This window comes from Halorubrum sp. AD140 (assembly GCF_034497445.1).
Lineage (GTDB): Archaea > Halobacteriota > Halobacteria > Halobacteriales > Haloferacaceae > Halorubrum.
Map to the genome: position 1 here is coordinate 30,433 of NZ_JAXRUU010000021.1, position 15,214 is coordinate 45,646.

Below are 15,214 nucleotides of genomic sequence, written 5' to 3' on the forward strand. Positions count from 1 at the left end.
TGCCTGTATTCACGTAGCTGTGGTATGAGAGGCCTGAGTCGCGCCGTCGAATTCGCGTTGACTGTGGGTCAGACGGCCGGGGAACACGACATCAAGTATCCGGCGGCCGCACTCGCGTATTACGCCTTCGTCTCCCAAATTCCGGTTCTGATATTGGCGGTAGCCGTCCTCAGCGACCGACTCGTCAGACAGATACGAACGACCACGCCCGATTTCCTCACGCCCGGTGCCCAGCAGCTGCTCTCCGACGCACTGGTTACCGCCTCGGGACGGGTTTGGGCGGCGTTGCTCGCGGTCGGGATACTCGTTTGGAGCGGGGCAAACATCGTGATCGGATTTCAGACCGTCGTTAATCGGGTCGAGAATATCCCCCGAGAGTCACTTCGGACCCGACTTCACGATACGAGTAGCATTATCGGTTCCTTCGCCCTGGTCATCGTCGCGGTTATCCTCACCAACGTGCTCTTTGCTCTCCTACCGGTCGGTCGAGTGCTCTCCTACAGCAAGCCTTTCGTTCAATTTTGCACGCTGACGGTCGCGTTCCTTCCGCTCTATTACTTTCCGTCGCGAGTGGTGACTTCACTTTCAGACGCGCTCCCGGGTGCGCTGACGGCCGCAGTCGGGTGGACGATATTACTGACGATCGTCAGCTTCTACGCCGCGAATGCCACTCGATATGCGCTCTATGGCGTTCTCAGTGGAATCATCATCATCCTTACGAGCTTCTATATTGGTGCTATCATACTCATGATCGGAGCAATCGTGAATGTGGTCATCGCTGACACGGACGACAGTGAGGAGTTGTCGCGGAGGTACCGAAGAGAGGGATCGATCTGAACAGGCCACGTCGGTGTCGGTTCTCATCGCAAACCCCCACCGCGCGCCCTACTCCTCGTCGCCCGACTCGGTTGGCACGCCCGCGAGGTTCCCCTCCTCGTCGAACAGCTTGGCTCGGAGGAACCGCGCGCGGTAGCGGTTCGCGCCCTCCTTCGTGTCGGCCTCGCGGATCTCGTCGATCCGGCCGTCGGCGACCGCGTCGATGATCGCCTCCACCTGCTCCTTCTCGCTCGGGGTCAGGTCGAACTCGTAGGTCCGGGGGCGCTCGCTCTCCAAGCGGGTCCACTTGCGGGCGGCCGAGACGACGACTGAGCAGGGCTCGCGACAGGGGAAGACCCCGTCGCCGCCGTCGACGTCGAGGTCGGTGTCGCCGTCGTACTCCCACTCGCGGCGCTTCAGGCACTGCGAGTCGTCGCAGCACGCCTCCGCCACCCAGTTGACGTGCTCGTGACCCTCGCCGCGGTCCCACGTCTTGATCACGCCGTAGATGCCGGACTGCCGCTCCATCGTCTCGCGCCAGTGGGTCACGTCGAGCGCGCCCTCCCGCTCGCGATGCCAGTTGGCGACCGTCGCGGGGTAGACCGTCTCGACCGCCTCGTAGGCGTCCCGCGGACCGAGGTCGGGGAAGACCCAGCCGCTCGCGAGCGACGGCGCGGTCTTGAGGGGGCGGTAGCGCCCCCTCTCGTCGAGTTTCACGAGGTCGCGGGCGTCAAGGGGGTCCTCGTAGGCGTCGAGCGCCTCGACCGGGACGCCGGCGTCGTCGGCGTGGCGCACGTCGTACCGGCGCTCGCCGCGGTCGGTGACCGTGGCCGTGATCTTCAGCTCGCCCCACGCGCGCTCTATCCCCTCCGCGAGCGCGGCGTATCGAGTTGCCACCGTCGCGCCGTCGGCGTCCTCCAGCCAGCGCAGGAACGCCCGGCGGGGCCCGAACTCGCCGACGACGCGCTCGAAGACGTACCAGTCCGTTACCGCGGCGGCGCGCTCGGCGAGCGCCCCGTGGAGCTCGCCCTCCGTCAGCCCGGTTCGGCGGTCGCCGTCGGCGGGATCGAGGCGGTACTCGTCCGCCTCGTCGTCGCGCGCGACGACGAACCCCTCGAACCGAAGCGGCTCGCCGGGCTCGCGGCCGTCGAGCGCGTCGAGCACCGCGTCGAAGGCGTCGCTCGGAAGGTCGATCTCGGGGACGTCGGGATCGGCTGCAGGGCCCGTCGAATCGGCGGCGGGTTCGGCCACGGTCAGTCCCCCGTGGCGACGCGGGTGGTCTCGCGCACGTCGTCGAGGGCGGCGCCGAGGTCGGCGCCCGCGTCGGCGGCGCGTTCGAGGATGACGTCGGCCATCAGGGGCTCGGTGCCCACGGCGCCGGCGTACCAGATCCGAGTGCCGCCCACCTCGGTCGGCACGTCGTACCCCTCGGTGTGGTCCTCGCAGAGCCCGACGTCCTCCGGGATGTCCTCCTGGGTGTGGTAACCGTCGGCGATGAACAGCGGCACCAGCACCACGTCGTCGCTCTCGAAGAACTCCGGGAGGTCGTCGACCTCGGGGTCCTCGTCCATGTACAGCGCGCGCACCTCGTCGAAGCGGTCGCGCTCGCGGATCCGGTCGGCGTGGTACTCGATCGCCTTCGCGGAGTTCTCGTTGCGCTCGGTGCCGTGACCGACGACGGCCAGCCCGAACCCCTCGCCCACGTCGGGGTCGCCGGTGACGGACTCCGCGCGCCGGACGATCACGTCGGTCATCGCGCGGTGGGTTCCCACGGGCCCGCAGTAGTGGACCTCCCGGCCGATGTCCTCGGCGACGAGCGTGGCCTGATCGGCCGAGAGGCCGTCTGAGTCCCACGCGGAGACGTCCCAGCCGGCGAGCCGGAGCTCGCGGGGGATCACCTGCTCGGTGAAGTACCCCTCCGAGACGAACAGCGGGACGACGTATATCTCGTCGCCCTCGACGGTGCGGAGCACCTCTCGGAAGTGCGGCTCCTCCTTCCAGAAGCCGGTCTTCACCTCGTCGAACGCGCCGGTCGCGCGGATCGTGTCCGCGTGGTCGTACGTCGGGGCGCTCGAACCCGGATTGAGGTGCGAGCCGTGTGCGACGATGACGAGCGACTGCATACCCGCGTTCGGGGCGCGCCGCTCATAGGGGCTTCGGCACGTGCGAGTTCGCGGGAAGCCGCTCGGTGCCCCTCGACCCTCCGGCCGCCGACCGAAACCGGCATGCCGACCCGCGCCGCAGGCTCAATCATGTCGCTGGCAGCAGACACCCGCGAGGCGGCACGGGCCCGCCCGTTCGTCCTCGACGCGCTCCGCGCGGGCGTGTTGAACCACAGCGCCGCCGCGGCGTGGCTCGCCGACGAGGTCGGCCTCGGCGGCGACGGCGACGCCGACACCGACGCGATCGCGACCGCGCTCCGCCGGTTCCGCGAGGAGCTCCCCGCGTACGCGACCGCCGAGCGCGCGGCGAGCGTGTCGATGCGGAGCGGGGTGGGTGTGGTCGAGGGAGAGGGCGACGCCGACCCCCTCCTCCGCGTCGGCGGCGCGGCGGTCGTCTCCGGGGGAGGCGACACGGCGGTCCTCGCGACCGGCGAGGTCGACGCCGGGGCGCTCGCGGTCGTTCTCCGTCGACTCGCCGCCGTCGACGTCGACGTCGCGGCCGCTGGCGTCGCCGGGGACGCCCTCGTCGTCCTCGTGGGGCGGCGCGACGGCGCGACCGCGGTTCGGGTCGTCGAGGCGGCGCTCGACGCGACGCCGATCGACGGCCCCGCCGAGGCGGACGGGTGAGACCCCGCACGCTTTTCTAACGCCGTCTGATAGGTAGGGGCGATGAACGCCGTCACGCTCGGTCCCGCCGGCACGTACTCGCACCGTGCGGCGCGGGCCGTCGCCGCCGAGGTGTCGTTCCGCGAGTCCGTCACCGCCATCGTCGACGCGGTCGCGTCCGGCGAGTTCGAGCGGGGGGTCGTCCCCATCGAGAACAGCATCGAGGGCTCCGTCACGGAGAGCCTCGACGCGCTGGCCGACTACGACGTGGCGGTCACCCGCGAGATAGTCACCCCGATCCGGCACGCCCTCCTCGCGCAGGGGTCCGAGTTCGAGCTCGTCGCCAGCCACTCGCAGGCGCTCGCGCAGTGTCGGAACTGGCTCGAGGAGCACTACCCGGACGCCGGCCTCGAGGCGGTCGCCTCCACCGCCCGCGGGGTCGAGCGCGCCCGCGAGGACGCCCGGGTCGCCGGGATCGGCCACCCGGACAACGCCGGCGACGACCTCACCATCCTCGCGGAGGACATCCAGGACCGCACCTCCAACGCGACCCGGTTCCTCGTCGTCGCGCCCGCGTCCGCGCGGTCCGACGCCGGCGGCAAGACCACGCTGATCGTCTACCCCAACGCGAACTACCCCGGGCTCCTGCTGGAACTCCTGGAGGCGTTCGCCGACCGCAACCTCAACCTCTCGCGGATCGAGTCGCGCCCGAGCGGCGAGCGCCTCGGCGACTACCTGTTCCACTTCGACGTCGACGCCGGCCTCTACGAGGACCACATGGCGAAGGCGGTCGCGGACGTCGAGGCCATCGCAAACAACGGGTGGGTTCGCGTGCTCGGGTCGTACGACACCGAGCACGTGTTAGAGTAGGATTCTCCGAGACGAACGGCAGATCTATATGGGGACAAATTTTATCAATTTTCTTTTGTAAACTGTCGACATGGGCGGTGCATCCTTCGTCGTCAGTGGCCTGATGGGGCTGTTGATCGGTGCCCTGTTCGGACCGCCCGGAGCGCTTTTCGGGCTCATCGCCGGGCTGTTCGTCGGGGCGTTCTTCTGGGACGACGGATCAGACGACAGCCGGCGGGTGGCCGAGCTCGAACAGCGGGTGAACGAGCTGGAAGCGGAGTTGGAAAACGAGCGGAACGAGTGATCCGCGCTCTCTGCCTGCCGCGCTACTCGAACCGATACGTCGCCCCGTCCGGGCCGTCCTCGATCTCGACGCCCACGTCGCGAAGCGCGTCCCGGAGCTCGTCGGCGCGCTCGTAGTTGCCGGCCTCCCGTTCGACCTCCCGCACGTCCAGCACGAGCTCGACCAGCTCGTCGGCCAGCTCCACGTCGCCGTCGGTCGGCGACCCGAACTGGAGCCCGAGCACGTCGCCGCCCAGGTCCTCGAACGCCTCGACTGCTTCACGGAGCCCGCGGTAGTCGCTCGGTGGCTCGGAATCCACGTGCCGGTTCACCACGTCCGTGAGTTCGAGCAGGGCGGCGGTCGCCTCCCGGAGGTTCAGGTCGTCGTTCATCGCGGCCGCGAACTCCTCGCGCGCGGTCTCGACCGCCTCGCGGAGGTCGTCGTCGGTCGCCTTCGCGCGGGCGTCCACGGAGTCGAGCGCCGCGACGGCGCGGTCGTAGGTCCGGGAGAGGCGCTCCCAGCGCTCCTCGGCTTCCGCGATCGTCTCTTCGGTGAGCGCCTGCTCGGAGCGGTAGGCGGCCCCGGCGTAGAATGTCCGGATCACGTTGACGCCGAGCTCCTCCAAGGCGTCGGGGACGGTCCAGAAGTTGCCGATCGACGAGGACATCTTCTCGCCCTCCATCGCGAGCAGGCCGACGTGGAGCCAGTGGCGCGCGAACGTCTCGCCGGTCGCCGCCTCCGACTGCGCGATCTCGTTCTCGTGGTGGGGAAAGACCAGGTCGCGACCCCCCATGTGGATATCGAGGGTGTCACCGAGGTGCGTCGTCGACATCGCCGAGCACTCCACGTGCCACCCCGGGCGCCCCTGGCTCCACGGGGACTCCCACGTCTCGCCCGCGGGAATCGCGTCGCCGTGGTCGTGTTTCGCGTGCTCGCGGGCCGCGGTCTCGCTCACGCCGCCGGCCTTCCACAGCGCGAAGTCGGCGGGGTTGCGCTTCTCCGAGCGCTCGTCCGGCTCGCCCTGCGCCTCCAGCTCCGCGACGTCCTGGTTCGAGAGCTTCCCGTACTCCTCGAAGGTCGTGACGTCGAAGTAGACGGAGCCGTTCGACTCGTAGGCGTACCCCCTCTCGATCAGGGTCGCGACGAGGTCGCGGATCTCCGGGATGTGCTCGGTGACGCGGGGGTACACCTCCGCTCGCAGGAGGTTCAGCCCGCGCATCGCGTCGAAGGTGGTCGCGGTGAACGCCTCCGCCACGTCGCGCTCGGCGGTCCACTCGTCGCGCTCGCCGACGCGGGCCGCGATCTTCTCGTTGACGTCGGTGACGTTCTCGACGTGGCGCACGCCGTAACCGAGGTGCTCGAGCCAGCGGTGGAGGACGTCAGCGTGGAACCACAGGCGGGCGTGCCCGAGGTGGGGGTCGTCCGACACCGTCAGGCCGCAGACGTACAGGGTGACGTCGCCGTCGGCCGTGAACTCGACGCGCTCGTCTGCCAGGGTGTCGGTAACGACGAGACTCATTACCGGCTCGTACCCGCGGAGATCCTTTTAAATCGTCGGATCGGGCGGCCCGAAACCGCCTGCGACCGCACGCCGCCCGAGATCCACCCGTGCCCTTAAGCCGACGAGCCCGAAGCGAGGGTATGGACCCCATCGTCGTCGTCATCCTCGTCGGTGTCCCGCTCGCGTGGCTCGTCGGTTTCGCGGCGTACGCCTACGTCGACGCGCCGAAACACGGGATGGAACGGAAGAAGTGGGCGCTCATCTCCTTCGCGGTTCCGCTGTTCGGCTTCTTCGCGTACCTCTTCGAGCGCAGCGAGCAGTCGTACGACCCCAGCGAGGACCCCTACGCCGGCGGGAGCGAGGCGCGCGAAGCCGGGTTCGCGGTCCACGAGTCGCGCCGGGGCGAGGAGCCGCTCGGACCGGCGGGAACCGAAGCCGACAACGGCGGCGAGACGGACGACGACGACCGATGGGACGATCCGCCGGGCGTCGACCTCGACGACCGATCCTGACGCGAGCCGCCCGAGCGTCGAGAGCCATCCGAACGTCGAGGGCCGCCCGAGCGCCGGCTCACAGCGCGTCGAGCAGCGCCGCCCGCCGCCGATCGAGGTCAAACGCGGCGTCCGCGGCGTCGAGCCGCTCCAAGAACGCGAAGACGTCGGCCCCCTCCCGCTCCGCGTGCTCGACGAGCGCCTCGATCGACGCCCGGTTCAGCGCGAACGACTCCAGGTGACCGCAGACGAGCGCGAGCGCCACGCCCGCCTCGCCGTCGGGAAACGCGGGGTCGACCGCAGAGAGGCCGGGGGTGTCGGATGAACCGTCGGCGACGTCGACGTCCACATCGCTCCCGGCGGCGGCGAACGTCCGCAGACAGCGGGTGCAGATGGCCGTCGTCGCGGCCGGCGCGTGCTCGCGGAGCACGGGCGGAACGGCGAACGCGACGAGGTCGGCGTCACAGCGGGGACAGGTCATGAGAATACGGACGGTCGGGAAGTGCAGGACGGCGCCGACTGTCGGTCAGTCCGCGGGCTCCGGTTCCTCGGTCGCGGCCGCCGCGGCCGCGGCCTCCTCCTCCGCCTTCTCCTCTTCCTCCTTCTTGGCCTTGATCTTCTTCATCCGGAAGATCTCCTCGCGCTCCTGCTCTTCGAGCTTCTGCTCGATGTACTCCTGGTTCTCGTAGAGGCTCGGGAGGAGCGTGAACTCCAGGGCGTTCACGCGGCGCTTGGTCGTCTCGATCTCCGTGAGCATCTTCTTCATGGCCGTCTCGACCTCGGCGGCGAGGATCACCTTCTCTAACAGCGCCTCGTAGGCGTCGGCGGCCTCGTCGATCCGCGCGGAGGAGCCGAGCAGCCCGTATCCCCGCTCGTCGAGGCTCTTTCGCACCTTCGAGGACTCGATCTGCGGGACGACCACGCCCATGATGTTCTTCGACTGGGTGGTGATCTCGGGGTGTTCCTTCAGCGCCGCGGCCGCGCCGCGGACGGCGACGTCGCCCTCCATCGCGCGGGCCATGTCGATCTTGCGTTGGGCCGTCTCGTAGGTCTCGGACACGTCCGAGCGAACGTCCTGCGCCTGGTCGAGGATGTCCATGAACTCCATGATGAGGCCGTCACGCTTCTGTTCGAGCGTGTCGTGACCGCGCTCGGAGAGGTCGATGCGGTCCTCGATCGCCATCAGGTTCTTCCGCGTCGGTTTGACGTCCTTGGCCATCTTATTGGGGGAACGTTCCGCTCCGATGCGGATAATTCTTTTCAGTCGTAGCGTGTCGCGCGCGGCCGACACCGATGTCGACGGCGGCGTCACCGCTGTCCGGGGCGAAAGAACGAAAGAAAACGCCGCGTCAGTCGGCCGCTTCGACGACTTCGCGCTCGGAGTCCTCCTCTCGGTAGTACTCCTCGATGAACTCCTCGTCGATCCGGTTGAGGGCGTCCTTCGGGAGCATCGAGAGGAGGTCCCAGCCGATCTCCAGCGTCTCCTCGATGTCGCGGCTCGTGTCGAAGCCCTGGTCGACGAACTCCGACTCGAAGGCGTCGGCGAAGTCGAGGTACTTGTTGTCGAGCTCCGAGAGCGCCTCGCGGCCGACGATGTTCACGAGGTCGCGGAGGTCCTCTCCCTCCGCGTACGCCGCGAACATCTGGTCTTTCACGTCGGCGTGGTCGGCGCGGGTGAGGCCCTCGCCGATCCCGTCGTCCATCAGCCGCGACAGGCTGGGGAGCACGTTGATCGGCGGCTGCAGGCCCTGGCTGTTCAGGTCGGGGTCGACGTAGATCTGCCCCTCCGTGATGTACCCGGTCAGGTCCGGGATCGGGTGGGTGTCGTCGTCGCCCGGCATCGTGAGGATCGGGATCTGCGTCACCGAGCCCTCACGGCCCTGAATCCGTCCGGCCCGCTCGTACAGCTGCGCCAGGTCGGTGTACATGTACCCGGGGTATCCCCGACGGCCGGGGACTTCCTCGCGAGCCGCGCCGATCTCGCGGAGCGCCTCGCAGTAGTTAGTCATGTCCGTCAGGATGACGAGCACGTGGTACCCCTTCTCGAAGGCGAGGTACTCGGCTGTCGTCAGGACCATCCGCGGCGTGACCGTCCGCTCGACGGCGGGGTCGTCCGCGAGGTTCATGAAGACGACGGAGCGCTCCAGCGCGCCGGTGCGCTCGAAGTCCTCCATGAACTCGTTGGCCTCCTCGGCCGTGATCCCCATCGCGCCGAAGATGACGGCGAACTCCGAGCCCTCCTCCTCATCGTCTCCCTCGTCCTCCTCGGGCACGCTGGCCTGCCGGGCGATCTGCATCGCCAGTTCGCTGTGCGGCTGGCCGGAGCTCGAGAAGATCGGGAGCTTCTGGCCGCGGACGAGCGTGTTCATCCCGTCGATGGCGGAGACGCCCGTCTCGATGAACTCCTCGGGGTACTCCCGGGAGTAGGGGTTGATCGCCGCGCCGACGATGTCCTGACGCTCCTCGGGGACGATCTCCGGGCCGTCGTCGATCGGACGGCCGGAGCCGTCGAGGACCCGACCGAGCAGGTCCTCGGTGACGGGCATCTTCATCGTCTCGCCCAGGAAGCGGACGGACGCGTTCTGGTCGATACCGGAGGTGCCCTCGAACACCTGGATGGCGACGACGCCCTCCGAGGACTCGAGCACCTGTCCGCGCAGCGTCTCCCCCTGTGCCGTCTCGATCTCGACGATCTCGTCGTAGCCGATCGCCTCGTCGACCTCGGCGTACACGAGGGGGCCGCTGATCTCGGTGATGGTTTGATACTCTTTCATGTTAGTAGAGGCTCCGGAGTTCCTCGGCGATGTCCGCCTTGAGCTCCTCGACGTACTCTTCGTAGTCCTCCTGGACGCCGATCCGGTTGATCCGGGGGGCGGCCTCGGTGTCGACGATTTCCTCGACGGGAACGCCCGCTTCGAGGGCGTCGAACGCCTCGTCGTGGAACGCCTCGATCGTCGTCAGCATGAGGTACGTCTTCTCCGGCGGGCAGTACGTGTCCACCGGGTGGAACGCGTTCTGCTGGAGGTACGCCTCGCGCAGGTAGCGGGCGACCTCCAGCGTGAGCTGCTGGTCGTCGGGCAGGGCGTCCTTCCCGACGAGCTGGACGATCTCCTGCAGCTCGGTCTCCTCGTCGAGCACGTCGACCGCCCACTGGCGCTTCTCCGCCCAGTCGTCGGCGACCTCGTCTTCGAACCACGGGTCGAGCTGGTCCTTGTACAGCGAGTACGATTCGTTCCAGTTGATCGACGGGAAGTGGCGGCGCTCCGCCAGGTCCGCGTCGAGCGCCCAGAACGTCTTCACGATGCGCAGCGTGTTCTGGGTGACCGGCTCGGAGAAGTCGCCGCCGGGCGGCGACACCGCGCCGATCGCCGAGACGGACCCCTCCGTCCCGTTGACGTTCTCGAAGTAGCCGGCGCGCTCGTAGAACTGCGCCAGGCGGGCGGCGAGGTACGCGGGGTACCCCTCCTCGCCGGGCATCTCCTCCAGCCGGGAGGAGATCTCGCGCATCGCCTCCGCCCACCGCGAGGTGGAGTCGGCCATCAGCGCGACGTCGTACCCCATGTCGCGGTAGTACTCGGCGATCGTGATCCCCGTGTAGATACAGGACTCGCGCGCCGCGACCGGCATGTTCGAGGTGTTCGCGATGAGCGAGGTCCGGGCCATCAGCGGGTTGCCGTTGGCCGGGTCCTCCAGCTCGGGGAAGTCCTCGATGACCTCGGTCATCTCGTTGCCGCGCTCGCCGCAGCCGACGTAGACGATGATGTCGGCGTCGGCGTACTTCGCGAGCTGGTGCTGGGTGACCGTCTTCCCGGAGCCGAACGGCCCCGGAATGGCGGCCGTCCCGCCCTTCGCGATGGGGAACAGCCCGTCGAGGATGCGCTGGCCGGACACCAGCGGCGTCCGGGGCGTCTTCTTGTTCGCGGAGGGACGCGCCTCGCGGACGGGCCACTCCTGGTGCATCGAGACGTCCGTCCCGTTGGCGAGCTCGGCCACCGTCTCGGTGACGTCGAACGAGCCCGACTCGATCGCGGTGACCTCGGTGGTCTCGTCCGCCTCGAGGGCGTCGGGCGGCACCATCACCTTGTGGTCGATGGTGACCGTCTCCTCGACGATCCCGACGACGTCGCCGGGACCGACCTCGTCGCCGACCTCGACGGTCGGCTCGAACTCCCACTGCTTCTCCAAGTCGATGCCGGGCGCGTCGACCCCGCGGTCGAGGTACGGACTGCCCATCTTGCCCTCCAGCACGTCCAGGGGACGCTGGACGCCGTCGTAGATGGCGTCCAGCATGCCCGGACCAAGGTCGACCGACAGCGGCTCGCCCGTGTTCTCGACGGGCTCGCCGGGGGCGACCCCGGAGGTCTCCTCGTACACCTGAACGGTCGTGATGTCGCCTTCGATCTCGATCACTTCCCCCATGAGGCCTTCGTCGCCGACGTAGACGACGTCGTTCATGCGGGCGTCGAGGTCGCGGGCGCTCACGACCGGACCGCTCACGCTTTGGATAACACCGGTTTCGGTTGTGGTGGTCTCCGTGGATTCTGCTTTACTCATGTTAGTCGTCCTCCTCCATCAGGTCGATCCCGATGGCTCGCTTGATCTGGTCGCGCAGCCCGCCGCTGCCGGCGCCGGACCCGCCGAGCGTAACGAGCACGGGCTCGATGCTCCCCTCCACCGCCTCGCGGGTCCCCCGCGAGAGGTGGTCGAGGTCGTCGTCGTGCATCACGATGATGCCGGTCCCCTCGTCGTCGAGGGTCCGCTCGACGGCGTCGTCGAGCCGCTCGTCCTTCTCGTCGTCCGGTACGTTCTCGAACTTCCGCACGCCGGCGAGCCGGAACCCGGTCGTGAACTCGGGGCTGCCGACGACGGCGATCTCCTGGCTCATGTTATCACCAGCTCCGATTCGATCTCCTCGGCCGACAGACCGGCCTCCTTTCCGCGGGCGATCGCCCGGATGTTCTCCACCTCGCGCTCCTTCGCGAGGATGTAGGAGATCACCGGGGTGACGGACACCGGGTGGATCGTGCCGAGCCGGTCGCCGTACGCCAACAGCGCGGCGTCGGTCGCGTGTTCGAACGCGATGAGGCTGTCCGCCTCCTCGAGTTCGCGAAGCGCCGGGCCGAGCTCGTCGGCGTACTGGCTGTCCGCGATGTACTCCACGAGCTCGTCGAGGTTCCGCGCGAGCCGCGCCAGCGACCCGCGGGTGAACAGCTCGCCGCCCTCGATGAAGTACGCGGCGGGGTCGATGTCCGCGCCCGACCGGGCGAGCCGGAGGGCGTTGGCCGCGTTTCGGAAGTCGACTTCCGCCTTGAGGAACGCCTCGTACTGTCGGGTCGGCTCGTCGTTGCCGAGCCCCGACAGGAGCCGCTCGTAGAACGCGCGGTCGACGGCGTTCTCCAGCGGAACCAGGACGCCCGTCTCCTCGTACTCGGCGTACGCCTCGCGGAGCGGCGGCCCGTAGATCGTGTCCTCCAGCACCTCAACGACGGCGTCGATCGAGTCGGCTTCGAGCAGGCGGCGGATCCGCCGGTCGTCGAACTCGCCGGCGCGGATCAGGTCGACCTCGACGGCCGACTGGTCCGCGTCCGTGTAGACGCCGCGGATGACCGTCTTCACGTTCCACGCGTCGAACTTGCGGAGGTACCGGGCGATCAGGTCGTACAGCGACCCCTCGCTCCAGTCGAGGATGTCGTCGAACTGCCCGGCGAGGTTGCGGTTCAGCGCGTACTCGATCAGGTCCACGCCGCCGTGGCGGCTCCCGAGCGCGTTGATCTCCTGCCCGTAGCTCGACTCCTCCATGAACCGGGCGATCTCGGCCGGTCCCATCCGGGTCAGCTTGCGGTACTCCTCGTCGCCGTACAGGCTGCCGCGGCGGGCACGAACCCGCGCGACAACGTACTCTGGGTTCGAGCTCCCGACGGCGCTCATTGGTCGAACAGTCGCTCCGAGATGTTCTTCAACTCGTCGTCCCAGACGGACTCCAGGATCGAGTCGAACGTGTTGTTCACGCGAACGCGAGAGGCGTCGCTCTCCGCGACCACGCCGCCGAGACAGTCGACCTCGCCGTCGACCTCGGCGTCGCGGTCGGCGAGGAGCTCCTCGACCAGCTCGACGTCCTCGGCGCGGGTGTAGACGGCGACGTCCGCGGCGTCGTCGAACTCCGCGAGCGTCGCGTCGAGCAGCGTCTCGGTCAGCTCGCGGCGACGGTCGCCGTCGAGTCCCTCGATCGCCGCCTCGACGTCGTCGCGGACGTCTTGGAGGACGTCCCGACGGGCCCCGAGCCGCTCCTGTTTGGCCTCGAGCTTGGCCGACGAGAGCGTCTGCTCGCGCTCCTGGTCGATCTGCCGGTCGACCGCCGCGAGCCGCTCCTCGCGGATGCGCTCGGCGTCGGCCTCCGCCTCGGCCACGATCTCGTCGGCCTCCGCCTCGGCCGCTTCGCGGATTTCCTCCGCACGCGTGCGGGCTTCGTCTCGAACGTCCTCAACGACAGTGTCCAAACTCATTGGTGTGAAAGGGAGGTACCGCTTAGACGATGAAGACGACGACGAGCGCGAGGATGACGATCGTCTCGGGGAGAACCGTCAGAATGAGCCCGTTGACGAACAGGTCGTCGTCCTCGGCCATCGCGCCGACGGCGGCCGAACCGATACCGCGCTCCGCGTACCCCGCTCCGAGCGCCGCGAGACCGACCGCGAGCGCTGCAGCGGCGCTTGGATCAGTCAGTGTTCCACCGGTCGACAGTGCGACGTTCCCGAGTTCGTTGGTAGCTTCAAGCATTGGTAGTAGTTGCGGTTGCTCGTCTCCGAACACTTGCTAGTTGCCGCCACAGTAGTCATAAAGCTTCCCAAAACGACCGACCGGAACCGCGGTAACGAGGCGCAAGCCGGGGGCTCGTGGGGGTTCGATGGTCTCGGGGACCCCCGGTCAGCGCTCGGAACGGACGGGGAACGTGTCAGCTCGGTTTCGAAACGACGGGCGTCGCCGCAGCGCGCGTTCCGCCCGTCAGTCGTCGGTGGTGTACTCCCGGTCGTAGCCGAACGGGAGGTACGCCTTCCCGCCGCCCTCGTAGAACTTCCCGAAGAACTCGACGTACTCGAGACGCACGGCCTGAATGCCGGCCGACGTGACCCCGAGCAGGAGGACGACGACGTGGCCGACGAAGGCCACGGCGATGCCGGCGAGGAGCGCGACGACGCCGACGAGCCCGGGCTCGAACGCCGTCGTCAGCCCCGCGAAGACGAGCTCGTACTCGCCGCCGTTCGCGACGGAGTGCTCCTGGACGTACGAGAGGTACTCCGGCGTGAAGATGAAGTGGAAGCTCCCCTCGCCCTCCCCGTCGATGTACGCGCCGAACGCGAGCAGATTCACCGCGAGCGCCATGCCGCCCTTCGCGAGCAGCACCGCCATGATCCGGGCGTACGAGATGACGTTGACGATCGGTGCGAGAACCTCGGCGAGTTCGGCCGGTTCGCCGACGGCGAGGAGCCCCACGCCGACCGCGGCGGCCACGAGTCCCCCGATCCCGACCGCGACCGGGAATCCGGCGAACGACACGGTCCCGAAGGTGAGTATCGAGACCGACTCGAAGAGGAAGTCGGGCTTCGGACCCGGCAGGTGCTGACTGAAGATCCAGATCCACGCGCCGTTGAGGATGAGGAGCCACGAGCCGCCCTCGTACAGCGCGTGCTTGAGGTCGTGCTGCTGGTAGTGGCTCACGAACGAGAGGGCGTGTCCCACGTTCAGGTGGATCATCCCGAACAGCACGCTGACCACGAGGAACGCCAGCCCCCAGTCGAGGTCGGCCGGCGAGAGCCCCTTCCCGTCGACGGGCCAGTCGAGGCCGAAGAGCGGGTAGGCGTGGTAGCCGAACACGTCGATCCCGAAGTAGATCCCGAACAGGATCGTGAAGGCGCCGGCCCACATCGCGACGGCGCCGAGCTCGCGGAACGTTCCCTCGTATCGGTTGTACAGGAAGTACCCGATCGCGGCGTAGAGGACGCCGTATCCCACGTCGCCGATCATGAATCCGAACATGAGCGGGAACGTGAGGAAGACGAGGAGGGTCGGGTCGAACTCCGAGTACTTCGGGCGACCGAACCCCTGCACGAGCAGCTCGAAGGGCCCCGCGGCGCCCCCGTTGTCCTGGACGACCGGCGGCTCGTCGTCTCCGTGTCCCGCGTGGCCGCCGTCGGTGGCCGCCTCCGGGGTCGCGTCGGTCGCCGCTCCGTCACCGCCCTCGCCGCCCGCGACCGGCTCCGTGTGGTGGTTGCCGTCGGGCGTGAACGAGGCGCGCTCCAGCTCCTCGACCTCGACGTGGTCGCCGACGGCGTCGGTGATGGTCGCCTCGAAGTCGGAGTACGCCTCCGTGGGGATCCACCCCTCGGCGACGAACGCGTTCTCGGTGGTGGCGAAGGAGATGGGCGCCTCCTTCTTCTCTGCCTCGATGGTGAGCTGCTCTTCGGCGCGGAGCAGGAAGCCCGCCGCCTCCTCTTTCACGGCGGCGAGA

17 protein-coding genes are annotated in these 15,214 nt (G+C 68.5%); 5 read left to right on the forward strand and 12 right to left on the reverse strand.

What is annotated here, in order from left to right:
- The first annotated feature begins 24 nt into the window (after positions 1-24).
- A complete protein-coding gene (locus tag U4E84_RS07435; RefSeq protein WP_322531466.1) occupies positions 25-837 on the forward strand; it encodes a YihY/virulence factor BrkB family protein in 813 nt (270 codons plus the stop codon).
- A gap of 48 nt (positions 838-885) precedes the next feature.
- On the opposite strand, the gene U4E84_RS07440 is transcribed toward U4E84_RS07435, so the two are convergent.
- Positions 886-2,067, reverse strand: a complete 1,182-nt coding sequence (locus U4E84_RS07440; protein ID WP_322531467.1) for a DR2241 family protein — start codon at positions 2,065-2,067, stop codon at positions 886-888.
- A 2-nt stretch (positions 2,068-2,069) separates the two neighbouring features.
- The gene (locus U4E84_RS07445; RefSeq protein WP_322531468.1) at positions 2,070-2,939 is read right to left on the reverse strand and encodes a CbiX/SirB N-terminal domain-containing protein; all 870 of its coding nucleotides are present in this window, start codon (positions 2,937-2,939) and stop codon (positions 2,070-2,072) included.
- A gap of 129 nt (positions 2,940-3,068) precedes the next feature.
- Here U4E84_RS07445 and U4E84_RS07450 point away from each other — a divergent pair, with 129 nt between their 5' ends.
- The 3 genes from U4E84_RS07450 (at position 3,069) to U4E84_RS07460 (ending at position 4,737) form a co-directional block, all read left to right on the forward strand.
- Positions 3,069-3,605: a hypothetical protein gene (locus tag U4E84_RS07450; RefSeq protein ID WP_322531469.1), complete on the forward strand. Its 537-nt coding sequence runs from the start codon at positions 3,069-3,071 to the stop codon at positions 3,603-3,605.
- A gap of 42 nt (positions 3,606-3,647) precedes the next feature.
- Positions 3,648-4,454 carry a prephenate dehydratase gene (gene pheA, locus U4E84_RS07455; RefSeq protein WP_322531470.1) on the forward strand — a complete coding sequence of 269 codons (807 nt, stop codon included), beginning with the start codon at positions 3,648-3,650 and terminating at the stop codon, positions 4,452-4,454.
- Between the two features lie 70 nt (positions 4,455-4,524).
- The gene (locus U4E84_RS07460; protein ID WP_322531471.1) at positions 4,525-4,737 is read left to right on the forward strand and encodes a hypothetical protein; all 213 of its coding nucleotides are present in this window, start codon (positions 4,525-4,527) and stop codon (positions 4,735-4,737) included.
- A 22-nt stretch (positions 4,738-4,759) separates the two neighbouring features.
- On the opposite strand, the gene cysS is transcribed toward U4E84_RS07460, so the two are convergent.
- Complete coding sequence (cysS, locus tag U4E84_RS07465; RefSeq protein WP_322531472.1) at positions 4,760-6,235, reverse strand: cysteine--tRNA ligase; 1,476 nt, start codon at positions 6,233-6,235, stop codon at positions 4,760-4,762.
- Positions 6,236-6,357: 122 nt separating this feature from the next.
- On the opposite strand from cysS, the gene U4E84_RS07470 reads away from it, so the two are divergent.
- Positions 6,358-6,729, forward strand: coding sequence for a hypothetical protein (locus U4E84_RS07470; protein ID WP_322531473.1), 372 nt, complete (start codon positions 6,358-6,360; stop codon positions 6,727-6,729).
- Between the two features lie 58 nt (positions 6,730-6,787).
- Here the strand turns inward: U4E84_RS07470 and U4E84_RS07475 are convergent, their stop codons facing one another.
- From U4E84_RS07475 to U4E84_RS07515, 9 genes are all read right to left on the reverse strand, one after another.
- On the reverse strand, positions 6,788-7,189 hold the full coding sequence (locus tag U4E84_RS07475; protein ID WP_322531474.1) for a DUF6276 family protein: 402 nt from the start codon (positions 7,187-7,189) through the stop codon (positions 6,788-6,790).
- Positions 7,190-7,234: 45 nt separating this feature from the next.
- Positions 7,235-7,927 (reverse strand): V-type ATP synthase subunit D, encoded by a 693-nt coding sequence (locus U4E84_RS07480; protein WP_322531475.1) that lies wholly within the window; start codon positions 7,925-7,927, stop codon positions 7,235-7,237.
- A 130-nt stretch (positions 7,928-8,057) separates the two neighbouring features.
- The gene (locus U4E84_RS07485; RefSeq protein WP_322531476.1) at positions 8,058-9,482 is read right to left on the reverse strand and encodes a V-type ATP synthase subunit B; all 1,425 of its coding nucleotides are present in this window, start codon (positions 9,480-9,482) and stop codon (positions 8,058-8,060) included.
- 1 nt (position 9,483) lies between these two features.
- Positions 9,484-11,262, reverse strand: coding sequence for an ATP synthase subunit A (locus U4E84_RS07490; protein ID WP_322531477.1), 1,779 nt, complete (start codon positions 11,260-11,262; stop codon positions 9,484-9,486).
- Position 11,263: 1 nt separating this feature from the next.
- Positions 11,264-11,593: a V-type ATP synthase subunit F gene (locus U4E84_RS07495; protein ID WP_322531478.1), complete on the reverse strand. Its 330-nt coding sequence runs from the start codon at positions 11,591-11,593 to the stop codon at positions 11,264-11,266.
- The gene (locus U4E84_RS07500; RefSeq protein WP_322531479.1) at positions 11,590-12,636 is read right to left on the reverse strand and encodes a V-type ATP synthase subunit C; all 1,047 of its coding nucleotides are present in this window, start codon (positions 12,634-12,636) and stop codon (positions 11,590-11,592) included. The genes U4E84_RS07495 and U4E84_RS07500 overlap by 4 nt, the downstream gene beginning before the upstream one ends.
- Complete coding sequence (locus U4E84_RS07505) at positions 12,633-13,211, reverse strand: V-type ATP synthase subunit E (RefSeq protein ID WP_322531480.1); 579 nt, start codon at positions 13,209-13,211, stop codon at positions 12,633-12,635. Before U4E84_RS07505 ends, U4E84_RS07500 begins: the two co-directional genes overlap by 4 nt.
- A gap of 22 nt (positions 13,212-13,233) precedes the next feature.
- Positions 13,234-13,485 carry a hypothetical protein gene (locus U4E84_RS07510; RefSeq protein ID WP_149799710.1) on the reverse strand — a complete coding sequence of 84 codons (252 nt, stop codon included), beginning with the start codon at positions 13,483-13,485 and terminating at the stop codon, positions 13,234-13,236.
- A gap of 225 nt (positions 13,486-13,710) precedes the next feature.
- A partial coding sequence (locus U4E84_RS07515; RefSeq protein ID WP_322531481.1) for a V-type ATPase 116kDa subunit family protein occupies positions 13,711-15,214 on the reverse strand: 1,504 nt, incomplete at its 5' end.

Coding starts and splice junctions, on each gene's coding strand:
- U4E84_RS07435 (WP_322531466.1), top strand. CDS start 25: ATGAGAGGCCTGAGTCGCGCCGTCGAATTCGCGTTGACTGTGGGTCAG.
- U4E84_RS07445 (WP_322531468.1), bottom strand. CDS start 2,939: ATGCAGTCGCTCGTCATCGTCGCACACGGCTCGCACCTCAATCCGGGT.
- U4E84_RS07450 (WP_322531469.1), top strand. CDS start 3,069: ATGTCGCTGGCAGCAGACACCCGCGAGGCGGCACGGGCCCGCCCGTTC.
- pheA (WP_322531470.1), top strand. CDS start 3,648: ATGAACGCCGTCACGCTCGGTCCCGCCGGCACGTACTCGCACCGTGCG.
- U4E84_RS07460 (WP_322531471.1), top strand. CDS start 4,525: ATGGGCGGTGCATCCTTCGTCGTCAGTGGCCTGATGGGGCTGTTGATC.
- cysS (WP_322531472.1), bottom strand. CDS start 6,235: ATGAGTCTCGTCGTTACCGACACCCTGGCAGACGAGCGCGTCGAGTTC.
- U4E84_RS07470 (WP_322531473.1), top strand. CDS start 6,358: ATGGACCCCATCGTCGTCGTCATCCTCGTCGGTGTCCCGCTCGCGTGG.
- U4E84_RS07475 (WP_322531474.1), bottom strand. CDS start 7,189: ATGACCTGTCCCCGCTGTGACGCCGACCTCGTCGCGTTCGCCGTTCCG.
- U4E84_RS07480 (WP_322531475.1), bottom strand. CDS start 7,927: ATGGCCAAGGACGTCAAACCGACGCGGAAGAACCTGATGGCGATCGAG.
- U4E84_RS07485 (WP_322531476.1), bottom strand. CDS start 9,482: ATGAAAGAGTATCAAACCATCACCGAGATCAGCGGCCCCCTCGTGTAC.
- U4E84_RS07490 (WP_322531477.1), bottom strand. CDS start 11,262: ATGAGTAAAGCAGAATCCACGGAGACCACCACAACCGAAACCGGTGTT.
- U4E84_RS07495 (WP_322531478.1), bottom strand. CDS start 11,593: ATGAGCCAGGAGATCGCCGTCGTCGGCAGCCCCGAGTTCACGACCGGG.
- U4E84_RS07500 (WP_322531479.1), bottom strand. CDS start 12,636: ATGAGCGCCGTCGGGAGCTCGAACCCAGAGTACGTTGTCGCGCGGGTT.
- U4E84_RS07505 (WP_322531480.1), bottom strand. CDS start 13,211: ATGAGTTTGGACACTGTCGTTGAGGACGTTCGAGACGAAGCCCGCACG.
- U4E84_RS07510 (WP_149799710.1), bottom strand. CDS start 13,485: ATGCTTGAAGCTACCAACGAACTCGGGAACGTCGCACTGTCGACCGGT.